Origin of the sequence: Sphingobacterium sp. UBA865 (assembly GCF_002295765.1) — a bacterium.
Lineage (GTDB): Bacteria > Bacteroidota > Bacteroidia > Sphingobacteriales > Sphingobacteriaceae > Sphingobacterium > Sphingobacterium multivorum.
On record NZ_DBGB01000019.1, the window covers coordinates 187,257 to 210,205 of the forward strand.

Consider the following 22,949-nt stretch of genomic DNA (forward strand, 5'->3'; position numbering starts at 1 on the left):
ATTATTTGAGCTGACCATCCAGCATATTGACAACTCTTTTACCGTATTCGGCATTCTTTTCAGAATGGGTTACTTGTATAATTGTAACGCCATCATCGTTGAGCTGTTTGAATAAATCCATGATTTCTTCGCCTTGTTTGGAATTTAAGTTACCCGTAGGCTCATCGGCCAGTAATAACTTCGGTGATCCCGCCAATGCACGCGCTATACCGACAATCTGTTGCTGACCACCGGATAGCTGGGCCGGGAAGAGATCCTTCTTCCCGACAATGCCAAAGCGATCAAGCATATCGGCAACAATAGCTTTTCTTTCTTTGCTTGAAATGTCTTTATAGATCAAGGGTGTTTCGATATTTTCATACACGGTCAATTCATCCAAGAGATGATAAGCTTGAAATACATAGCCTATGTGAGATTGGTATAGTTGGTTTCTTTTCTTTGCTTTCATATCCAATACATTCTCGCCCATAAAGATATATTCACCCTCATCAGGTTCATCAAGCATACCGATAATATTTAATAAAGTTGATTTTCCAGATCCTGATGGTCCCATGATGGAGATAAAATCACCTTCAGCAATATCGAGACTTACATCTTTAAGGACGAATGAGCGTGTACCACCTACGTTATACCACTTGAATAAATTTTTTAATTGTATCATTTTTTAGTATTGAGATCTTAGATATTCTTGTTTTATATTTTTATTAGTCATCATAATTACTGTTCGACTGGGGAATAGGGCCCTTTACCGCTCAAATTATCTTTTATTCATCGCGCAGGCTATCTATTGGATTTGTTTTTGCGACTTTTATAGATTGGAAGCTGATGGAAACCAATATGAGGATAAATATGCAAAATATTGGGATCAAAAACGACCACCAGGACAGCTGAATATGATAGGCGAAATTGGAAAGCCATTTATTCATGAGTAGATAGGCTATTGGAAGGGCTATGCCGATCCCGACTAAAAAGAGCTTGAAAAATGGTTTGTTCAATTGAATAAAGAGCAATTGTACCGAGGCTCCCAGTACTTTACGGATGCTCATTTCCTTTTTTCGTAATGCCGCCTGATACGCCGCCATACTAAATAGCCCTAAGGCCGCGATGATAACCGAAAGGCTTGTGAAACTATTAAATGCAGTCTGCAATTCGTGCTGTTTTTTGTGCTGTAAAGCATATTGCTCATCCATAAAAGAATAATCAAGAGGCAGATCTTTTGCGGATGGATTTTTCAACCATTCTACTTTGACTGTATTGATGGCCTGATCAACCATTCCCGGTTTTGTTTTGACCATGAGGGTTGTCTGAAAGCGCATAGTACCACATTCGTTTTTAAATGAATATAGGCTCGGCTGAACTACATTTTCAAAGCCATAAGCTTTACTATCTTTGACTAGGCCAACAATTTCAAAGGTGACATCACAGCCTTTGATTTTAGCACCTATGGGGTTTTCGAGTCCTAAATTTTTGGCTGCAGATTCGTTGATAATAGCATAGTTGGCCAAGGAATCGTGAAGCAGTTGATCTATTGAAACAGTGGTGTTTCCTTGTATACTGGAGATATTTAGCGTCTTGAAGTATCCAGGATCAATACCGACATGTGCAAACGAAACGTTTTTTTGAGCATAGGAAAAATCCATTTTGGGAGGTTGTTCGCCTTCCCCTGGAATATTTGTCGCTGATGCAACAGAGGCAATACTTGGATCATTTTCTAACCGAAGTTTTAGTTGTTGATAGGAACCATCAATTTTGGAATCATAATACATGCCTATTCCTTTGAAATTAACAACCTGTCCAGGCTCAAATCCTTTATCCGCCTGCTGCATATAATTTAGCTGTGCCCTAATAACCAGCATGCCCGATATAAATAGGATGGCCATACTGATCTGAAAAGTTAGTAGTGCGTTTCGAAATGTGCCCTTTTTGAGAATGGAAGTCAGTCCACCTTTTAGGAGATTAACAGATTTGAAGCCAGAGAGTATGATCGCTGGGTATATTGCCGATAGAATTGTTGTCAATAGTACGGCAATAGCAAGTTGGGCGATTGTCTCCGAACTCAAAATATAACCCTTAAGATCATCATTAAACCATTTTTGGAGAATATTTCCTGTGAGGGCCAAAGCAACGAAACTTAGAATTGCAGCACTGAAAGTCAGAATAAATACTTCCAGTACCAATTGCCTAACGATAGCCCAACGTGAGCTTCCCAATATTTTTTTGAGCGCGAGTTCCTTAATGCGCTGATCCGCTTGTGCCATAATCATATTGGCAAAATTGGCAGAGGCGAGTAAGAGGATCAAAACGGAGAGAATACCAATAATCCACGTGATGATATAAGCCGTGTTACTTCCTGTTTTTGGCCGAAGGTGAAGGTTGGACAGTGGGTCTAGGTAGATCCTCCCTTTGGCATAACTGGAGGAGCGGATTTTATCTTTCGGTGCAATTTCTTTCTGGTAAAGCGCGTTGATGCGATTGGTCAACTTCGTGATATCCGTACCGGGACGTACTTGAATATAAGTTTGATACAAAAAAGGATTATTATTGGCGAAAAGGTCCTGCGGTTCACGGATAAAAAGGAGATCGTAGTCAATCATGGACAGACCTTGCTTTTTGAGGGTACCGTAGATTGTTTCCTTCATTCCAATTTGTAGACTTAGAGCTGGAATCGAATGGGGACTGTCAAAATTTAAGTCTTCTTTTTTGAATAGTTGTTCGGCAATACGGCTTTTGACCATGGTCGCATCCTTTTGGTCCTTGTTTTTGTAGAGCGGTCCGGTCGCATTTTCGATTTGAAAGATTCGTGCGGCTGAGGAGTCAATCAGTGCAGCATTTTTAATAAGTACCGTCTTCTCTCCGAAAAGCGGATAACTTCCATAATTGTAAACTATTTTCCGACCTGCATATACAATATCAGGTAAATTCTGTTTTAGCAAAGGAGCCAGCGCAGGAGAAGTTTCGTCTGTAAAGGCACCTTCTGCTTCAAGGCCAATTTGGTAGATATCCTTGTAATGTGGATTCCATTTATCGTAACTCGTTTCCCGATTGATGTATTGATAGGAAAGGATAAAACCCGTAAAACCCAAGGTCAGACCAACAATATTTAAGAAAGTAAAACCTTTGTTTTTTAGGAGTTTACGCCAAGCTAGTTTGAAATCATTTTTTGCCATTTTTTGGAAGATATTATGTTTAAACTAATGCGAACCAATTCACTCAATTAAAATTACAATCCCCTTGCCAGTGTCGTAATGGTTTTATTATAAAACACTTATCGTGTTTTTGTTTTATTTTTGGATGTTCGATTTCGAACAGTTTACGTCCAGAATCGAACATCCATTCCCCCTAAGCCATTGGTTCATTGCTCACCACGTAACAGGCAAGGCAATTACCAAGGCAACAAACACCAATTTTTAAGATCTTATGACTTTATTCATCCCTTAAACTATCGACTGGATTGGCACGGACGACTTTCCAGGTTTGATAACTAATGGTTCCAAAAGCAACCAGGATTGCACTGAGACCCGCTAGAATAAAGTAGAACCAATTGATTTCTACTCGATAGTTGAAATCTGTCAACCATTGATTCATTGCCCACCACGCTACAGGTGTAGCAATGATCAAAGCTACAAACACCAATTTTATAAAATCTCCGGAGAGTAATTTGAGTAATCGGATGGAACTTGCGCCGAGAACCTTGCGGACACCGATTTCCTTGGTTCGTTGCTGGGTCACGTAGGTTGCCAGTCCGAAAAGTCCCAGAGCTGCAACAAAAATGGCTACAAAAGCAAAGCAACTGAAGATATTTTTCGTCCGTTGGACATCTTGATATAGATCTGCGAAGCCGGCATCAAGGAAATTATAGTCGATTTTTTGATTCGGCGAAAACTTATTCCAGACGGTATTAATGTCGGCTAATGTTTTGGACATGTCCGTCGATTTGGTCTTGATAGAAAGCATGGAAGGACTATTGGCAAGGGTCATGCAAACGGGGTAGTAGCCCTCATCTTTCATCGATTCAAAGATAAAATTATCGACGACACCGATAATGGTCCATGTCCTGCCGTTAGTAATTTGTGTACCAATGGGATTTCCTTTGATGCCTAAATCAGCAAGCATTCTTTTGTTAACAATAGCACCTGTACTATCCGATGCGATATGTGGATCGAAGTTTCGGCCGGCTATTAGCTTCAGACCAAAAGTGGAAAGGTAACTTTCGTCGATATTCCAGAATTGCCCACCTTCACCTAATTCAAGATCTTCTTTTCCTTTGGCCCAAAAAAGATTTCCATTTCTTTTTGCACCATCCAATTGAACCGGTAAGTAGTCGCCGATGGAGACATCACGAACTGTTGGAATGGCTTTCAATTCATTTTTTAATTCTTTTGCCTGAGAGGCAATACCCGTTACACCACGAAGTACAATGACCTGATCTTTATCAAAGCCAATGTCTTTATTGAGCATAAAACTGATTTGTTGATTTGCAATGAGTGCACTGATGATCAATATAATAGATGTTGCAAACTGGAAAATAACCAGTCCATTACGTAGCAACGAAGATTTAGGGTTAGCAACCGATTTACTTTTTAATGCGTTGATAGGTTGAAATCCTGATAAATAGAACGCTGGGTATAAGCCAGCAAGGATACCGATGAACAACATGCTCAAAATCAGCGAAGGAACAAAGTACCACACTGTCCACGGTATAAACAGCGCTTTGTTGGCTAGATTGTTAAATAGCGGTAATAACAGGAAGGCTAATAATAACCCTATAAGGAGTGAAATAAGACTGTAACATATCGCTTCGGTCATAAATTGGATAATCAGTGTCCGTCGATTTGATCCAATGGTTTTTCGAATCCCGATTTCTTTGGCTCGTGTTGCTGCATTCGCCGTTGATAAGTTGATGAAGTTTATACAGGCAATCAATAATATAAAAAATGCAATGCCCGCAAATATCCAGACCATCTTAATATCACCTTGATATTGCGTAGCCATGCCATATTCCGACACATTCTTAGAACGCAGGTGCATATCGAGGGCGTTTTGAAGTAAGACGGTTGACTGCATCATTTCGGGTGATATTTTCATTCCATTTTTTTTATTAATCAGAATATAATGGTCCTGAATATAGTTTTTTGAAATGCTACCCTGTGCGTTGGCAATAGCTGCATTTTCCTTCAGTTTTACATAGGTAATGTAATTTGTCGCGCCCCAATTGTTTTGTTCACCCGGGTAAAATGGTTCGCCTGCAAGGGATATAAAATAATCATAACCATAGAGGCTGGAATTGTTCGGAACATCATCGATGACAGCCGTTATGTTATATAAAATACTTTTATTATTGTTGAGATAGATCGTCTGCCCTACAGCATTTCCTTTGAAATATTTCTCAGCCCTACTTTTGGTAATGACTATCGCATTGGGTTTGTCCAGCGCATGTGATAACTGTCCTTGTACGACCGGAAGTGGAAATATTTCCAAAATGGACTGATCGACATAAACAAATCCTTTATCAAGGTAATTCTCTGCGCGGCCATTTACCGTAAATAGATTGCTTCCGGCACCAAATAAGGTATTGGGTAAAATGCGGCCGGCTAATTCTACACTTGGGATTTCCTCTTGCAAGGTTTTAGCTGCTGGGGCAGGAAAGGCAAAGGTTTGCCTCACTTTATCACCATCGGGTGCCGAAACGATAAGACGGAAAACACGGTCCATGTCGGGATACATTTTGTCATAACTGGTTTCATGGCGAATGTACAGTACAATAAGAATGCAAATGGCAATACTAAAAGCGAACCCGCCGATCTTGATGATCGAGTAAAGTTTGTTGTTGGCCATATTTCGCCAAGCGATCTTTAAATTATTTCCTATCATAATAAAGTTCTTTTACAGTTTTTGTATTTATTCATCACGCAGGCTATCCACCGGATTGGCGCGAATGGCTTTCCAAGTCTGATAGCTGATTGTGCCTAAAGCAATTAAAATGGCACTCATACCTGCAAGAATGAAGTATAGCCAATTTATTTCGATTCGATAGTTAAAATCAGTAAGCCATTGGTTCATTGCCCACCACGCAACAGGTGTGGCAATGACCAAGGCTACAAACACCAATTTTATAAAATCTCCAGACAATAATCGGAGTAATCTGATCGCACTGGCTCCAAGTACCTTACGTACGCCAATTTCTTTGGTTCGTTGTTGTGTCACATAAGTTGCAAGGCCGAAAAGCCCGAGTGCAGCGACAAAAATGGCAACAAGAGCGAAACAAGTAAATATATTCTTGGTCCGTTCCACATCTTGATAAAGGGCCTCGAAACCTTCGTCCAAAAAGCTGTAGTTAATTTGTTGATTTGGTGCAAATTTGTCCCATACTGCTGTGATATCAGCGATTGTCTCTTTGAGATTTTGCGATTTTACCTTAATAGAGAGTAGGGAAGGATTGCCTTGTAATGTCATACAAAGTCCTGCATACCCCTTCTCCTTCAACGACTCAAAAATAAAATCATCTACTACGCCAATGATCGTCCAGGTATTGCCATTGGTGATTTTTGCACCAATGGGATTCTTTAATTGAAGTTCGTCGGCCAACTTTTGATTGATAATAGCCGAACTGCTATCGGTGGCTCTCGTGGGATCAAAATTTCGTCCTTTATTTAAATGAAGACCGAATGTGCTCAGATAATCCTGATCGATTTCCCAAAATTGGCCCTGTGTAGCCATATCGAGATCTCTTCTACCATCAATCCAGAACGGATTGCCATTTCGTTTGGCACCATCGATGGGTACAGGGAGAAAATCACTCAGGGAAACTGAAGCAACATCTGGGAGGCTTTTTAGCTCATTTTTTAAACTTGGAAGCTGTTTCGATAATGTTCCAATTCCGCGAAGCACAACAACTTGGTCCTTGTCAAATCCCAGATCTTTGTCTAATATGTAGTTTATCTGTTTATTGGTCACCAATGCGCCAACGATAAGGATTATTGAGGTTGCGAATTGAAAGACAACCAAACTATTCCTAAAAAGCGAAGATTTGGCACCAATGACGTTGTTTTTCAGTGCAGTGATTGGTTTAAATTTGGATAGGTACAATGCTGGGTAGATTCCGGCAAGGACGCCGATCACCAATATAGCCGCCAAAAGAGAAGGAAAGAAGTATGCCGCTATCCAGGGAATGGTCAAGGATTTGTTGGCTAGTTGGTTGAATACGGGTAGTAGTAGCCAGCTTAGAAAGAGCCCGATAATCAGTGACAGTACACTATAACAGATTGCTTCAACAAGAAATTGTCCAATAAGCAGCTTCCTGGAGGAGCCAATAGTCTTACGGATACCAATTTCTTTTGCTCTTGTTGCTGAATTTGCTGTCGATAAGTTGATGAAGTTAATACAGGCAATGAACAAAATAAATAAGGCTATAGTTGCGAAGGTCCAAACCATGCGAATATCCCCTCTGTTCAATGTACTCACTTTATCGTCGCTTACATCCGCAGATTTTAGATGCATATCGAGGGCATTCTGTAGGGTTATTTTTGCCTGCTTGAAAAGCGGATTAAGTTTACGTCCAGATTTTAGATATTCAGGGAGATAATGTATTTCTAAGTAATTCTTTGAAATTTCTTTTTCAGCCAGTGCAACATTTACGTTGGGTTTTAATTTGACATACACGGTATAATTGTTATTGAGCCAAGCAGTCTGTTCGCCTTGATAAAAAGGTTCTCCAGCGAGCGACATAAAAAAACTATAACCGGCAAGGGTCGAATTGTTGGGCATATCTTCAATGACCCCAGTGATGGTATAGGCCTTAGATTTATTTTTGTTGAGATAGATCGTTTGTCCAATTGGATCATTTTTAAAATATTTTTCGGCCTTGCTTCTGGTAATAACCAATGTGTTGGGCTTGTCGAGTGCATGGGACAGCTGGCCCGAAACCATGGGCATAGGAAACATGTCGAGAATGGACTGATCGACATAGACAAATCCATCATCATAATGGCTATCAGGGCTGTTATTTAATGACAATTGGTTACTGCCCGCACCGAATAAAGGGTTTGGTAGAATGCGTCCCGTTTGCTCAACGGACGGGATTTCTGCTTTCAGGGTCGGCGCCACAGGGGCAGAAAGTGAAACCCAGCGCTCGATTTTATGCTCAATAGGTAACTGAACGACCAAACGGTAAACTCTATCCATCGCCGGATAAAACTTATTATAGCTCGTCTCATGTTTTATATATAAAACAATAAGAATACAGATGGCAATACTAAAAGCAAAGCCGCCAATCTTGATGAATGAATATAGCTTGTTTTTTGCCATATTCCGCCAAGCTATTTTGAGATTATTTCCTATCATAGCAGATTTTTTTTAAGCCTGAATGATTGGTAGTTATAATCAAAACAGGCGTTTAAGCTGAAATCAATTGCGTTGCTATTTTGCTAATGTGTTGATAATTAGTTTCTTGGTTTAAAATTGAAAAGCTCGTCTGTACGATATCGAACAGTTTGGCGTTCAGTATCGCACAGACGAGCTAGGCACTGGCGAAAAATAGAGAATTGCTTACTCTTCAATCTCTTTCAACTGGAGATGATCACATAATTCGAACATCATTTTAGCTGGATCTGTATCAATAGCCAATGCGATCAGGTACATTTCATCCAAACGTAATTTGGCCGTTTCGGTCATCGTTAACTCATTGATTCTTGCCTTACTTAAACCCGTTTTTCGCGCAATTCGCGATTTATTAACGGATTTCTTCTCTAAAAATTCACCTAGTTTTGTCATAGTTATGATTTAGTATGCTCTTTTTTTTGTATAGATAAATATACAAAATGTTATTTTTATTTATACAAATGTTTTAAATTTTTAAATTATTTCTATTTCTTTGTATGGAATAACTATATGAGCTATAATGAGAAATAATTTTAAAGTGTTCAAACGGGTGTATAAGCATCGTTGTCAACCGTTGGAAATGCAGTTCTTTTATCGGATGATATTACAGCGTATTTCAAATGGTCTCTCACCCGAAGAAGTATCTTTTTTAATGGGAAAAGCACTGGATTTTATAAGCAAAGTTGAGTCTTTCAAAATTAAAACGATTCTTGCTATTGATTACTATATTTTTTGTCGTGTGTTAGAAGTGGGGAGTATACATGCCATGTTGCCTTTAGGGATGAATTTATCCAAGCAAAAGTATGCTTATGAGTTGCACGTTAATACATTGGCTGAGGAGGTTATTTACCATTTATATAGATTATCCATTGAAGAAGGGGTACAGGAGATCGAATTTAAGATAATGGACATCCGCCATAATTTTGATCCAAATGAACCTTCTACGTTGAATGAGCTTCGGAAGGTCAAGAGAATCATCGAAGCGCAGGTTGGCACGGGATATTTTAATAAAAATAGGAGTCCTTATGAGATACATAAATTGGTTTGTATGATACTCGATACATATGTAAAACCTAAAAACTTGATGAAGATACTTGAAGATTTGCTCAATCGGTCTGATGAGCTTAAACTTATTCGGAAAGAATCAAAATATGGATTTGTTTATCTATCGAAAAGCTATGAAGGTTAAAGGAATAAGGAGTTACCCATCCAGTAGCTGTTCGCAACGAACACCAACTGGATGGGTACAACGCTCATTTTTCTATTCATCTCTTAATTTTTCAACGGGATTAAACCGAGTTGATCGAAATACAATAATGCCAACCAATAAACTCAGCAATCCAATCAATGTACCCAATGGTAACAAGTAAGTAAATGCATTGATTTCTACGCGGATGATGTAATTTTGTAGCCAGTATTGCATCAATAGATAACTCAGTGGAACTGTCGTAAACGCAGCAAATAGGAAGATTCCGTAGTACTCTTTTGAAAAGAGCAACATCAAATGTGCTAGTGAAGCCCCTAGTACTTTACGAATGCCGACTTCTTTATTGCGCAGATGGATGGAAAGCGATATTAATCCGGTAAGTCCCAATACAACAATCAGCAGCGAAACAAACGTAGCAATCTGGGAAGCGCGATGCAGCTGCAGCTCATTTTCATATAGATTTTTGATGCGTTCATCCATAAATTTATATTCGAATGGTGCATCAGGTAGCAACGTTTTCCATTTTTTTTCGAGCTGTTGTACTGCATTGGAAAGAGGTCCCTGCTTCAATCGAATGCTAAGGTATCGATATTGAAGACTCTCATGTACATCCATCCAGATAATAGGCGGAGATGCCTGATGCAGTGAGTTGGCTACAAAATTCTCAGCAACGCCCACAATAGTGATTTTGTAATTAGGATCATTTATTGCTATTTGCTGACCAATCGCCTGCTCGGCATTTTTAAAGCCAAAATCATCCATAGCCTTCTTGTTGATGACAACTGGTCTATTATCCGCATTCGTTGCATAATGTTTAGGAAGAAAAGTTCCTGCAATTAGCGGTATCTCGTAGGTTTCCAAAAAGTGACTATCACTTGTAATCCGTTGTACCTGGATTTCTCTGTCGTCTGTCGTCCCGAATGCAGGCTGCATATTGGACCCCAGCAATCCAGGAGTTTCATAAGATAAGCTTACTGATTTTACTTCTGGCTGTTGGCTGAGTTCCTGTTGTAAAGTCTCCATTTTGCGAACACCATCTTCGGACCAATCTCTAGGTACCTGAACGGTTAATAAGTAGTCTTTGTTGTAACCTAGATTGCTATGGAGAAATAGGTCCACTTGTTTGGAAATAATCAATGTGCAGACAAGCAGGAGCAAGGCTACCCCAAATTGAAAAAACAAAAGAATTTTTCGCACCAGTTGTTTGCCCCCCAGCGTCGAAAACTGGCTTTTGACTGCCGGAAGTATCGCGACATTGGAAAGTTTAATGGCTGGATAGAGCCCCGCTAGTAGACCAATGAACAACGTCATTATAATCAGTAAACCAAAAAAGTAAATAGGCAATTCCACCAACGAGGGTAGCTTACGCATCAAGACATGTTCGAAGATTGGACTCGTGATGATGTAAATTGGAAGACTGATCAATGCTGCTATGGCCACAATCAGGATATATTCGGTCATCAGTTGTCTAATAAGTTGCATGCGAGATGATCCCATCATCTTGCGAACACCGATTTCCTTTAATCGCGTAATGTGCTGAGCGATACTAAAATTGATGAAATTGATGATGGCCATGATCAAGATGAAAATGGCAGTCCAAACCAACGTCTGTATCATTTTGCGGACGGCCCCTTGGTTGTCATCCAAATAATAGGTTTTCAATGGTTTTAAATTAGGGCTGTATTGATTGGAAAACTCTTTATCGGTATTCTTTCTTACCAGCGTTTCGATGGCGGCATCTACGCGCTCCACACTTACACCTGGTTTCAATTCGATATAACCGGCAATATAAGGGTTATCCCAATTGTCTATCGATCGGCCAAAGAATTGCTCGTTGATGATCGGTAAAAATATGTCTGCATGCATATTCTTTGTGAGATCCATAATGGCGTTTTGGACATCAGATTTAATGATTGCTTTAATTTCAAAATCATGTTTTTCACCCTTGAAATTTTTTATTTGTAGCGATTTGCCAAGTACATCCTCATTTCCGAAATATTTTATGGCTGCTTTGTCACTGATGACTACTGAAAAGGGATTATTCAAAGCGGTATTGGCATTGCCTGCTAAAATCTGGAATCCGAACATCGTCAATAGACTGGGATCTCCAAGAGACATGCCTTCTTCATGGATTGTTGCTCCGTTCGCTACGATACCGGTCAACCCATCAATCCGATAATAATTGGAGACCAGGTTGGGATACTCCTCATGTAAAGCTTTGGGGAGTGCCCCTAATGTAGTTAAGTCAATACCAAATCCTTCTTTCTTATACTTGCTTTGCAACAAAAATTGCCGATCAATATTTTTGATATTGCTATTCACTTGATGTACATCCCATACATAAGCACCTACAAGTAATAGAAAAGTAATACCGCAGGTCAATCCAATTAGATTGATCAGATTTTGTACTTTTTTCTTTCCGATATTTCGCCAAGCAATCTTGAAGTTTGTAAAGTTCATTGTCTTAAAATATGAATTTATTTTGGTCGTGGAGCTGCTGATAGCTTGTGCTCAACTTAAAAAATTAAGAATACAAATGTTTGGCCAAGTAATTATCCTGTTGATCATTAACGGATTGCATTCCTGATTCTTTTACTCGCTGTTCGATATCGGACAGTGCTTTGTCCATAGCTGAACAGACGAGTCTATTTTATTCATCACGTAGACTGTCGACAGGTTTTGTTAGGGCTGCGCGTATCGCTTGTGAACTTACTGTAATTAAAGCAATAAAAACGGCTAGCGCGCCTGCTAGTACAAACATCCACCATTGCATCTCAATACGGTATGCAAAATTCCAGTGCATCCAAAGAGGTAAATACATCAAAATGAAAATGGGAGTTTTGAGGAACATCTTTAATTACGCCAGTGATTTTGAGAATATTTGTATTGTCTTTGATGATGAGGTCTCGACCGACAACATTGTTTGTGCCGAAGTATTTTAAGGCGGTGGATTCGGATATCACTGCAGAATTTGGGGAAGAAATAGCTGTAGACAAATTCCCTTTAATAAAAGGGAGTGTGAAAATTTTGAAGAAAGAAGCATCCACGAAAGCCATTTTTTCTTCGTGAAAAACTTTATTATTGACGACAAATAGAGGCGATCCACCTATTCTTAGTCGTGCAGTTTCTTCAACTTCGGGCAGCTCTGACTTCATCGTCGAAGCTACAGGTGGCATTACATGTGCCTCATTGATCGTTCCGCCCTTAACTGTTCCTCTGAAAACAACACGTACAATACGGTCTGCATGCTCGTTGTAACGATCAAAACTAAATTCATCGGTCACATATAAGCTGATCAGAAGGCAGGTTGCAATGCCCATGGCCAACCCAACGATGTTGATAAACGAGGTAGAGAAATTGCGGGTTAAATTTCTCCATGCTATTTTTAAATTATTCTTGATCATATTGAGGCCCCCTCTATTACTATAAATGAATATTTACTCGTTTCGTAAGCTATCTACTGGATTGTTTAGTGCGGCACGTATTGTTTGGAAATTGACAGTAATGATGCTGATCAAAAAGATGGCAAGCGCGGCAAGGATAAAGAACCACCATTGCACGCCCACATTGTACGCATAATCTTCAAGCCATTTTTTTGAAAAATACCCCGCTATTGGACTGGCAATAAAAATAGCCAAGGTGGATAAGATGAGATAATCTTTTGAAAAGAGACGTGATATGTCAAACACTGTAGCGCCTAGTACTTTGCGTATGCCAATTTCTTTAGTACGCTGTTCGAGATTTTGCATAATCAATCCTGTAATTCCTAAGGCGGAGATCAACAATGTCAATGCACTGAATAGGATAAATAATTGCACTTGCTTGTTCTCTTTTTCATATTGTTTTGCAATCAACTCATCTATCCAATGGAAGGAAACGTGTTTATCAGGATAGGTATTTTGTATAATTTGAGATACCGATCGAAAGATTTGTTGTTCTTGTCCTTTCCCTACTTTTATCAGAATATTGCCGCTTCCGTTAAAATCTTTTGCCAAAATTACTGTTGGTACTATTTTGCTACGAAAAGACTCACTATGGAAATCTTTAATGATTCCGACGGGGATAATTTGAAGGTCTTTATACAGGATACCGAGTTTGTTTATCCCAAGCTTTTTTGCCGTACTTTCGGTCACAAGGGCATTATTGATACCTTCGTCTTCTCCCATATCCATTTCAACATGCGTATAATCTTCAGGAGTCAATAATCGACCTTTAACCAGCTGGATTCCCAAAGTCTTGGGCAAATCGACATCGCCACCGATGAAACTGACTTGGATATTTTTCCCTGGATCGTCCTTGTCAACGATTGTCTTGGCAAGGTAGCCTGACCCGATTGTCGGCGTCCAGGCAGCGACGCTGACCGATTCAACCCCGGTAAGTTCACCAATTCGATCTTTTATATTTGTATTTTGTGTACCCTTGTTGAAATAATCGATGTTTAGCACATTTTTGACTTCCATTCCCAAGGGAGCTGCTTGCATATAACTGAGTTGGGACTTGATTGTTATAAGGCCAATGATGACGATAATGGCAATGCTAAACTGTGTTGTGATAAGCATTTTTTTGATAAAGACTTCTGCATTGGGAATTTTTGATAGCTTATTTTTTAAGGCATCTGAACTCTTAATACCGGAGATCAGCCATGCTGGATAAAAACCAATTAGCACGCCAAGGGCAATTGCTGTCGTCATAAAGGCCAATAGCAACGGGAGCTGTATGGATTTAATATAAGCGAGATCATAGCCTATAAAGTGTTCCAGTTGGGACAATCCAAGTCTAAAGAGTACCAAACTACATAATGCCGAAATAAAAAACAGTAGGATTGTTTCTAACAGCATTCGTCTGATCATCTGGGCTCGGCTGGCCCCCAATACTTTATGTATATGAAGCGCTCTTAATTTTTTAACTGTTCTTACAGCGTAGATATTAATAAAATTGATACAGGAAATAATAAAGACCAAAACGGCAACACCCACAAATATATTTGTTGTTTTTTGGTTGCCGCTGATATCTGCACTGCCTAATGGCTCCATATATATATCCTGAATAGGCTGCAGGCGAAAGGAAGTCACATGTTTTGTGTTGGGACTGAGGTATCCTTTATACCAATGATTTAGTTTCTGTTCAAGATCTATTCTTGGTGTTCCGGGTTTTAGTTGTACAAATTGTTCGGTGTAGTAGCCTGACCCATCTTTGCTTAATTCCATCGATATTTTGGGGACTAAAGCAATGGCAGAAGCTCTAAGCATTGAATTATAAGGAAGATTATCCATAACACCCGTAATGATATAATCGGATGGTTTATCGGTATCGGGGTCGGCACTTTGGATGACTTTGCCGATGACATTTTCGTTTTTAAAGTACTTTTCTTTGAATTCTTTGCCGATGAGCAAGTTTGTTTTTCCTTGGACCAGCTGTTTGGGATTGCCTTCGAGAACCTTGATGCTCAACATATCCAAGATATTTATTTCCGACTCCAAAACCTGTATGCCTATGGGGTGTGCTGAGCTTGCATGCGGTTTTAAATAATATTTTCTGGATTCTATCCGAGCCTCATTTTGAATCTCCGGGAATACTTGTTTGAGTTCCGTACTTAAATTAACGAATGTTCTGGACATTTGGCGTTCAAGGCCAGCCGTTGAATCTATGGTCACAATCCGAAAGAGATGATCCGAATTTTTCCAGCTTTTGTCATACGAATTTTCTTCAATGACAAGAGCAAATACGAGAAGGCACAAGGAAAAACCAATACTTAAGCCCAAGATATTGATCCAGGTATATTGTCGGTTGCTAATGAGGCTGCGAAAAGTAAGTTTGAATGAATTCATTCCTTTCTTTATGGTTTAAAACTATACGAAACAATGTTGTTAAACTTTGGGCTACTCATCGCGTAAACTGTCAACGGGATTACCTAATGCAGCCTTAATTGCTTGATAGCTTATCGTGGCCATACTGATCAGAATAGCCAATAGTCCAGCAATGACAAAATAATACCACTGTATCTCAATTCGATAACTGTAATCTTGTAACCATTTATCCATGGCCCACCAAGCGATAGGTGTGGCGATAAAAATTGCGACCACAACAAGCTTAATAAAATCGATCGAAAGCAAAGAGGTTACTTGGGTGACACTTGCTCCAAGAACTTTGCGGACAGCAATTTCTTTCATACGTGTTTCGGCCATATAGGCGATTAATGCCAGTAAACCCAGACAGGAAATAAAGATCGTCAATCCAGCAAAGATCATGGCCAGTGTACCTATAGCTTTTGTCTCCTTAAATTTTTCTTCATAGGTCTTGTCAATGAATTGATATTCAAAAGGATAGTCTGGGTTGAACTTTTTAAAGATGGACTCAATCGTTTTTAAGTTGTCTGCGATGTCATTGTTTGGATTTAAACGATAATGGATCGTTGTAAACCAGGCTTGCGGTCCTAATATCACCATGGGTTTATTGTCTCCAAATGGCGATCCCATTATGAAATCTTTGACCACCCCAACTACGGTCCATTTTGTTCCATCACCATCCACAATGCTATTGACTGGGTTTTTGAGGTGCAAACTTTTTACCGCGGATTCATTTAAAATCAAGGCAGTACTGTCTGTCGCAAACTTGTAAATATCGATATCCCGCCCCTGTATAAGTGTTAGGCCTAGATTTTTTACGGCATCGGCATCGGTACTAAAACGGTTATAGGAAATGCGTTTGTCCTGTTCCGTTGGTGTGCCGGAGGTAAATCCCCAGCCATTGCTATAGAAATCGGTTACCGGCGACATATTTTTTGATACAGAAACAACTGCGTTGCTGGCTAGTAATTCGTCGCGTAAAATTTTATAATTCTTTTCTAAGTCACCTTTGATACTGCTGTAAAGCAACCCATTTTCATTATAACCACGGTCGCGCTGTTTAGTGTACTGGATTTGTTTGGCGACAATGACCGTTGCGATAATCAATATAATCGCGAGACTGAATTGAATGACCACTAAGATGGAGCGAATACTAAGACCCCTCGTTTTAGAAACGAATTTCCCCTTCAACGTTTTGATAGGTTGAAAGGAAGAAAGGAAAAAGGCAGGGTAGGTACCTGCTAATATACCTGTAAATAAAGCAAAGCCAATTAAAAACAACCAGGTGGGTAAGTTTAATAACGATAAGCTAAGCTGTTTTCCGACAAGCTCGTTAAAGAATGGCAGGACAATAAAAACAAGAATCGTCGCGAGTACCATGCCGATTATGCTGATCAATATGCTTTCAACGAGGAACTGCGCCATTAAGCTTGTCTTATTCGCGCCGATTACTTTGCGGACACCGACCTCTTTTGCGCGGCGTTCGGAACGTGCCGTACTTAAATTCATAAAATTGATGCTGGCCACCAATAAAATAAAAACACCAATCCAGGCAAAAAGCTTGACGATATCAATACGTCCGGACGTATAATTTCCTCCTTTTCCACTATTGTAAAGAAACGAATCGGGATAGGGAAAAGCAAAGATCTCACCCGTATTTCTAGCCGATTGGTAACCGGCAGCTTTATTACTGGCATTGATATGATCTCTCAGATAGGTTCTGATTTTGCTGTTAAATGCGGTAAGTGAGACGCCTTTTTTTAGGAGTACATAGGTGGTTAATGAATTATTGCTCCAGTTATCATCCACGTAACCAATTATTTTTGCATATTCAAATGGCAGGAGAATATCAAATTTGAAACTTGAATTACTCGGAAGGTCTTTAAGTACCGCCTGTACGGAGACCTGATTAACAGAGTCTATCCGAACTGATTTTCCAATGGGATCTTCGCTGCCAAATAAAGCCTTGGCATAGCTTTCTGTGAGAACAAGGCCTTTAGGGTTATCAAATCTAATATTCTGTTCTCCTTTCACAAAAGGCAAAGAAAACATCTTGAAAAAACCGGGATCGATGAAAACAGTATTTGCGATCAGTTTTTTATCCTTGAATGTCGTTAGAAATTGGCCGCTCTCATTATATCTGGTAAAAGTTTCTATATCTGGAAAATCGGCGGACAAGGAGGGGCCTAATATTTTAGGAGTGAAGGCCCAAGCTGATTTATCGCCCTGAAATTCGTCTCGATTACTCAATACATGCAGGCGATCACCCTTTTCATGAAAGCGGTCCATGGTTAACATGTTTTGCAACCAAAGTGCTATAAGTAATGCTCCGGCCATACCGATCGCCAATCCGATGATGTTAATCAAAGAGAAGGATTTGTTTTTCATCAGGTTGCGCCATGCTATTTTGATATAATTTTTAAGCATATTTGTCGTATTGGTTATTGCTAAATAGAAAAAACTTGAATTTTAAAGGTCCAGCTTGTTATTTATCAGGTGTCTTTATTTTAATAGCTACTAAAACAATTACTCATCTCTTAAACTATCAACCGGGTTTAGAATCGCAGCTTTTATGGTTTGAAAACTAATGGTGATAAATGATACCAATAATGCACTTATCGCCGCCACAATAAATACCCACCAGTCTAGCGTGATGTGGTAAGCAAAATTCTCTACCCATCGGTGCATGGCATACCAGCCTAAGGGTACACTGATCAATACAGCACACAGGACCAGGGCCATAAAGTCAACACTCAATATGTTGACAATCTTGATCGTTGAAGCACCTAATACTTTACGGATACCGATCTCTTTAAAGCGTTGTTGTACAGCATAAGCTGATAGGGCAAAAAGGCCCATACAAGCGATAGCAATTGTAATGATGGAAAATAACTGCATTACCCGTGTTGTTTGCTGATCTTTGAGATATAATTTGTTATAGTCGTCATTGAGAAAATGATATTCAAAGCTGTTTTTTGAATCAATATCTTTGATGACAGCTCTTATCTGCGCAAGAGCATCTTTTATCGGCGACGTCGGATTGAGTCGAATGAAAATATTACCGAAATAATCATATTCAGGAAAAAGCACAATTGGTTTGACTTCGTTATGTAATGACGCAAAGTTAAAACTCGCAACGACTTGTTTGATGCTGCCCTTACGCCCATTCAAGTTGATTTTCTTTCCAATAGCCTGTTCAGGAGTAAAACCCATGGCGGATGCCGCAAGTGTATTCACTACAAACCCATATTCTGGTGAAATAGTGTCTTGCGCGCGTAAAATGTCCGCATCTGACAACGGTGTACCTGCGACGGATGGAATATGAAAAACGGATACAAAATCTTTTTCAATCGGAATTGCAGTGACATCCATATCAAAATCATTGGGTTGGCCTTCTACCTCCCTAATGCTGTAGCCTCCTTGGATATTGACGGGATTGTCATACGAAGCGGTAACGCCCTGGACACTATTGAGCTGCATTAACTTTTCTTTTAATAGCTGCCTTTCTTTATCTTGCCATCCTCGGCCATCAATGACCAGCATATCAGAGCGATCCAATCCAGTGTTTTTAGACTGGATAAAATCCATCTGTCTACCCGCAAATAAGGTGCAGATAATAAAAAATATAGAGATACTGAATTGAAAAGTAACGAGCACCTTGCTTAATGATATACCATGTTGTCTTTCAGTTAGTTTTCGCTTAAAAATGGAAATAGGTTTTGAACTAGCAATTGAATAGGCAGGCCAGCCACCCGACAGAAGCGTCAACAAGGCTATGAAAACAAGTAAAATCGTATAAAACCGAGGGTCTGTCCATACGGTTAATTTCATTTCGGTACCCATAAATGAACTGAATACGGGTAACAAAAGCACTGTCGTCAGAAGACTAAAAGCAACGGCTAGAAAAACCATGAGGCTACATTCAAAAAAGAACTGAAAGAATATCGTTTTCTTTGCTGCACCCAGAACTTTCTTGACACCGATTTCTTTCTTGCGTTCAAGCGCATGCGCTAATACCAAATTTGTAAAATTGATGCAGGTTAAAATAATAAGCGCAGCACCTAACGCCATTAGAATATAGATATAAGTAATGTTTCCTGTACCTGCTGCTTTGGAGTGAAGATGGATATCCGTCAGCTTTTCTAGGATAAATCGAAATTGATAGCCTTGTTTTGATGCTTCGGCGAATTTTGATTTTGTCATTTGGTCCAATTTCTGTTGGATCGAACCGAACTGATCTTTGTTTTTGAGGAGCGCTATGGTTATATCATTTGCAGATGACCAAGCCATTTCTTTGTAGCGTTCTAATCCTTTATTGGAAAGGAGTGCAGAGAAGTTCAACTGTGTATTTGTGGGCAGGTCTGCAATGATACCTGTGATTTTCCAGTTGACTTTGTCAATGGATAGTGTCTGACCGATGGCCGACTGATTGGGGAAATATTTCGCCGCGAGCTTTTTTGTTAAGACAATCTGATTTGGTTCTGCTAAGGCTGATCGTGAATCACCTTCGAGAAAGGTATAACCTAAAGTTTTAAAAACATTTTGGTCAGCATAAAGTAGGCCTTTTTCAGTTATTAGTGCCTCTTTGGATTCTATTTTACCGCCTTTGGAATAGCTGTAGAATCTGGTTGCCTGTTCTACATCCGGAAATTCAGCTTGTAAAGCAGGAGCTAAACCTGTTGGTGTTACCGCAGAATTTACTTCTTCCGTGCTATTGGGTGCTTTATAAGTGAGGCTAATATAAGTCAGGCGGTCCGCATTGGGAAGGAAACGCTCATAACTGGATTCATGATAGATGTACGCTGCCAACAATAGGAAACATGTTATTCCGATGCTGAGGCCAAACATATTTAAAAGAGAAAATCCTTTGTTTTTTCTGATATTCCGCCAAGCAATTTTAAAATAGTTCTTTAACATGGTTATGAGCATTTATACTGTTAATTAGGCTATATTCTTGTCACTTAGCTCGCTTTAGTAGAAGGCTCCGTTATTCGAAAAATAGCAAAGCCAAGTAGTTCAATTCGTTTGCCATAAATATAATGTATTGATTTTTAGGTTTTTGTTGTGTTTTTATAGCGGTTTTAAATGTTCGGAAACGGACAGTATAGTGTCCGTCCCCGAACAAATTGGTATTATTCGCTTCTTAAGGTTTTTACAGGATTTGCTAATGTTGCTTTAATCGCTTGGTAACTAACGGTTAATAAGGTGATGATTAGGGCGGTTAAGCCTGTGATAGCAAAGACCGTCCATGTAATTGATATGCGGTAGACATAATCTTCGAGCCATGATTCCATTAGCAGATAGGCTAAAGGGGCTGCGAGTAAAAAGCCAATGCCTGTGAGCCAAATGTATTCTGTGGAAAGTAGTCGCCACAAGCCAAGTTCTGATGCGCCCAATACTTTACGAATGCCAATTTCTTTTTCTCGTTGCTCCGTAAGAAAGGAAACCAGCGCGTAGAGACCAAGACATGAAATGAGTATGGCCAACCCTGTAAATAAACTGGTTAAGCTCTTGATCATTTCCATCTGTTGAAACTCTTTGGCATATTCCTGATCCGTAAAGGTATAATCAAAAATAAGATCAGGATCTATGCGGTTGAATGCTGTGGCAATAGCTTTTAGGTTTTGTTTGACATCTTGATTTTCATCCAGTTGAAGCGTGATTTTATTCTTTGGTAAAAATTTTAGAAAATAAGCCGTTGGTGTAATGGATTTGAACGGCGATTCGGACAGCGTGTTCTGGATAATACCCACGATATGGTAATCAATACCGGCACGTGAAAGTTGTTTGCTGTTTAGGTCGGTAACTCCCATAAATTTGGCCGCAGCTTCGTTCAGAATAACAGCTGTTGAATCTGTTTTGAAATCTTTTGAAAAATTGCGTCCTTTTATAAAGTTCCATTGTACAGTATTAGCAAAGTTTTCATCCACGGTGAAGATCCCCATGATCGCACCGTCCCTGGTATCATTGCCCTGCCAATTAAAGCCACCACCCGTTAAGGATAGGTGGTTGACAAAGTTGGAAGAAAGGGAAGCATCTTTAACTAAACGCTGACCGATCAACTCTTTTCTAAGGACATCAAAGTTTTTGACGATAGTTGAATTGGATGAAGTAATGTTTATCAAATTTGAACCTTTATAACCTATTGGGCGGTCCTTGGTATAATGCAGTTGTTGAATCACCAGATAAGTGGATATCATCAGGAAAATAGAAATCGCAAATTGCACGACGACCATTGCCTTTCTACTTCTTGATCCGCCTTTTCGGTTGTTGATCTTACCTTTAAGTGCAAGAATAGGATTAAAGGCCGATAGAAATAATGCCGGATACATACCCGCTGAAAGCCCTATAACGCCTATTCCTAATAAAGAATAGCCATAAAAACGAATATCCGCAAAAGGTATATGCAATGAAGTGTGTGTAATCGTTTTGACCCAAGGCAACAGCAATGTAGCGAATAGAACAGCGATCAAAAATGCGCAGGCTACCGCTAGGATTGACTCAACAAGAAAGCCTGCAATAAGCTGCCGGCGGTTGACACCAACCGATTTTAAAACCCCGATTTCTTTTCCTCTTTTCAGGCTTCTCGCCGTACTCAAGTTAATAAAATTAATACTGGCCAATAAAATAATGAATACGCTTATCCAAACAAACATCCATACATACTGAATCTGCCCGCCGACGTTCTTTCCATTTTTAAATGAATCGTATAAATGCCATTTGGACATCGGATGTAACAGGATTTCAGGTTTTATATCCGTCAGTTTTTTGTTGATGATATTTGTTAGTTTATTTTCCAAAGCGGGAACAAAGGCAGCATTTTCGATCTTAGCGAAAGTGCTGAAATAACAGCTGGACCAGCTTTCTTCAATACCTTGGTCTTTAGCAAGATAATCGACAAACGGCAATACATAATCTAAGCCATAAAAAGTGTTGTTTTCAGGAATATCTTTATAAACGCCCTGAACAGTATATTGTTCTTTACCATTCAATTGGAGCGTTTTCCCGATAACACTTGTCTGATCGAACAGTCGTTTTGCTAAGGATTCGGAAATTATGATGGTCGATGGATTGCCCGGTGTGGTACTATTTCCTTCTAAAGATTCGAGGGAAAATAATTCGGCGAATTTTCCCATGGCATAGAATCCCGGTGCATTAAGCTTTTTATCACCTACTTTAAGATTGTTGCTTTCCATATTGGTGACCAAAGTGGCATCTGCCATCTCATTTTTGAAATCAGACGCGATTGTTTTGACCAAGGGAATAGGGGTGGAGCGATCAGTAGATTTCTCATCATTGAAGGTTCCAGTCATCATGACCTGATAAATATGTTGATAATTGCTGTAATGCTTATCAAAAGAAAATTGTTTCAGTACCCATAATGTACTTATCAGGGCAACAGTAAACCCCAGTGCTAATCCCAAAATATTTATTGTTGTGTTTAAGGGACTGCGCTTCAAATTTCTCAGCGCTGTTTTTAGGAATAATCGAATCATTTTATGCTGTTGTTTTTGGTTCTC

At 39.5% G+C, this 22,949-nt stretch carries 13 protein-coding genes; 1 reads left to right on the forward strand and 12 read right to left on the reverse strand.

The annotated features are described in order from the left end of the window. Position 1: 1 nt before the first annotated feature. From B2O97_RS10565 to B2O97_RS10585, 5 genes are all read right to left on the reverse strand, one after another. Positions 2 to 661: an ABC transporter ATP-binding protein gene (locus tag B2O97_RS10565; RefSeq protein WP_159332739.1), complete on the reverse strand. Its 660-nt coding sequence runs from the start codon at positions 659 to 661 to the stop codon at positions 2 to 4. A 103-nt stretch (positions 662 to 764) separates the two neighbouring features. Continuing rightward, positions 765 to 3,167 (reverse strand): ABC transporter permease, encoded by a 2,403-nt coding sequence (locus B2O97_RS10570; protein WP_159332740.1) that lies wholly within the window; start codon positions 3,165 to 3,167, stop codon positions 765 to 767. A gap of 256 nt (positions 3,168 to 3,423) precedes the next feature. Continuing rightward, on the reverse strand, positions 3,424 to 5,871 hold the full coding sequence (locus B2O97_RS10575) for an ABC transporter permease (protein WP_286767362.1): 2,448 nt from the start codon (positions 5,869 to 5,871) through the stop codon (positions 3,424 to 3,426). Positions 5,872 to 5,898: 27 nt separating this feature from the next. Further along, the gene (locus B2O97_RS10580) at positions 5,899 to 8,340 is read right to left on the reverse strand and encodes an ABC transporter permease (protein WP_159332742.1); all 2,442 of its coding nucleotides are present in this window, start codon (positions 8,338 to 8,340) and stop codon (positions 5,899 to 5,901) included. Between the two features lie 204 nt (positions 8,341 to 8,544). After that, the gene (locus B2O97_RS10585) at positions 8,545 to 8,769 is read right to left on the reverse strand and encodes a helix-turn-helix domain-containing protein (RefSeq protein ID WP_070566237.1); all 225 of its coding nucleotides are present in this window, start codon (positions 8,767 to 8,769) and stop codon (positions 8,545 to 8,547) included. Positions 8,770 to 8,896: 127 nt separating this feature from the next. Between B2O97_RS10585 and B2O97_RS10590 the strand changes: the two genes are divergently transcribed. After that, positions 8,897 to 9,565: a hypothetical protein gene (locus B2O97_RS10590; protein ID WP_159332743.1), complete on the forward strand. Its 669-nt coding sequence runs from the start codon at positions 8,897 to 8,899 to the stop codon at positions 9,563 to 9,565. Positions 9,566 to 9,637: 72 nt separating this feature from the next. On the opposite strand, the gene B2O97_RS10595 is transcribed toward B2O97_RS10590, so the two are convergent. The 7 genes from B2O97_RS10595 to B2O97_RS10625 all read right to left on the reverse strand — a co-directional run bounded on the left by B2O97_RS10595 (position 9,638) and on the right by B2O97_RS10625 (position 22,925). Next, a complete protein-coding gene (locus B2O97_RS10595; RefSeq protein ID WP_286767363.1) occupies positions 9,638 to 12,043 on the reverse strand; it encodes an ABC transporter permease in 2,406 nt (801 codons plus the stop codon). Positions 12,044 to 12,233: 190 nt separating this feature from the next. Then, on the reverse strand, positions 12,234 to 12,386 hold the full coding sequence (locus tag B2O97_RS10600; protein WP_286767364.1) for an ABC transporter permease: 153 nt from the start codon (positions 12,384 to 12,386) through the stop codon (positions 12,234 to 12,236). Beyond that, positions 12,358 to 12,987 (reverse strand): ABC transporter permease, encoded by a 630-nt coding sequence (locus B2O97_RS10605; RefSeq protein ID WP_286767365.1) that lies wholly within the window; start codon positions 12,985 to 12,987, stop codon positions 12,358 to 12,360. Before B2O97_RS10605 ends, B2O97_RS10600 begins: the two co-directional genes overlap by 29 nt. A 33-nt stretch (positions 12,988 to 13,020) precedes the next feature. Further along, complete coding sequence (locus B2O97_RS10610) at positions 13,021 to 15,411, reverse strand: ABC transporter permease (RefSeq protein WP_286767366.1); 2,391 nt, start codon at positions 15,409 to 15,411, stop codon at positions 13,021 to 13,023. Positions 15,412 to 15,462: 51 nt separating this feature from the next. Further along, entirely contained in the window at positions 15,463 to 17,856 is a 2,394-nt protein-coding gene (locus tag B2O97_RS10615) for an ABC transporter permease (RefSeq protein WP_286767367.1), read from the reverse strand. A 99-nt stretch (positions 17,857 to 17,955) separates the two neighbouring features. Beyond that, on the reverse strand, positions 17,956 to 20,346 hold the full coding sequence (locus B2O97_RS10620) for an ABC transporter permease (protein ID WP_286767368.1): 2,391 nt from the start codon (positions 20,344 to 20,346) through the stop codon (positions 17,956 to 17,958). Positions 20,347 to 20,561: 215 nt separating this feature from the next. After that, positions 20,562 to 22,925 carry an ABC transporter permease gene (locus tag B2O97_RS10625; RefSeq protein ID WP_204990950.1) on the reverse strand — a complete coding sequence of 788 codons (2,364 nt, stop codon included), beginning with the start codon at positions 22,923 to 22,925 and terminating at the stop codon, positions 20,562 to 20,564. Positions 22,926 to 22,949 lie beyond the last annotated feature (24 nt).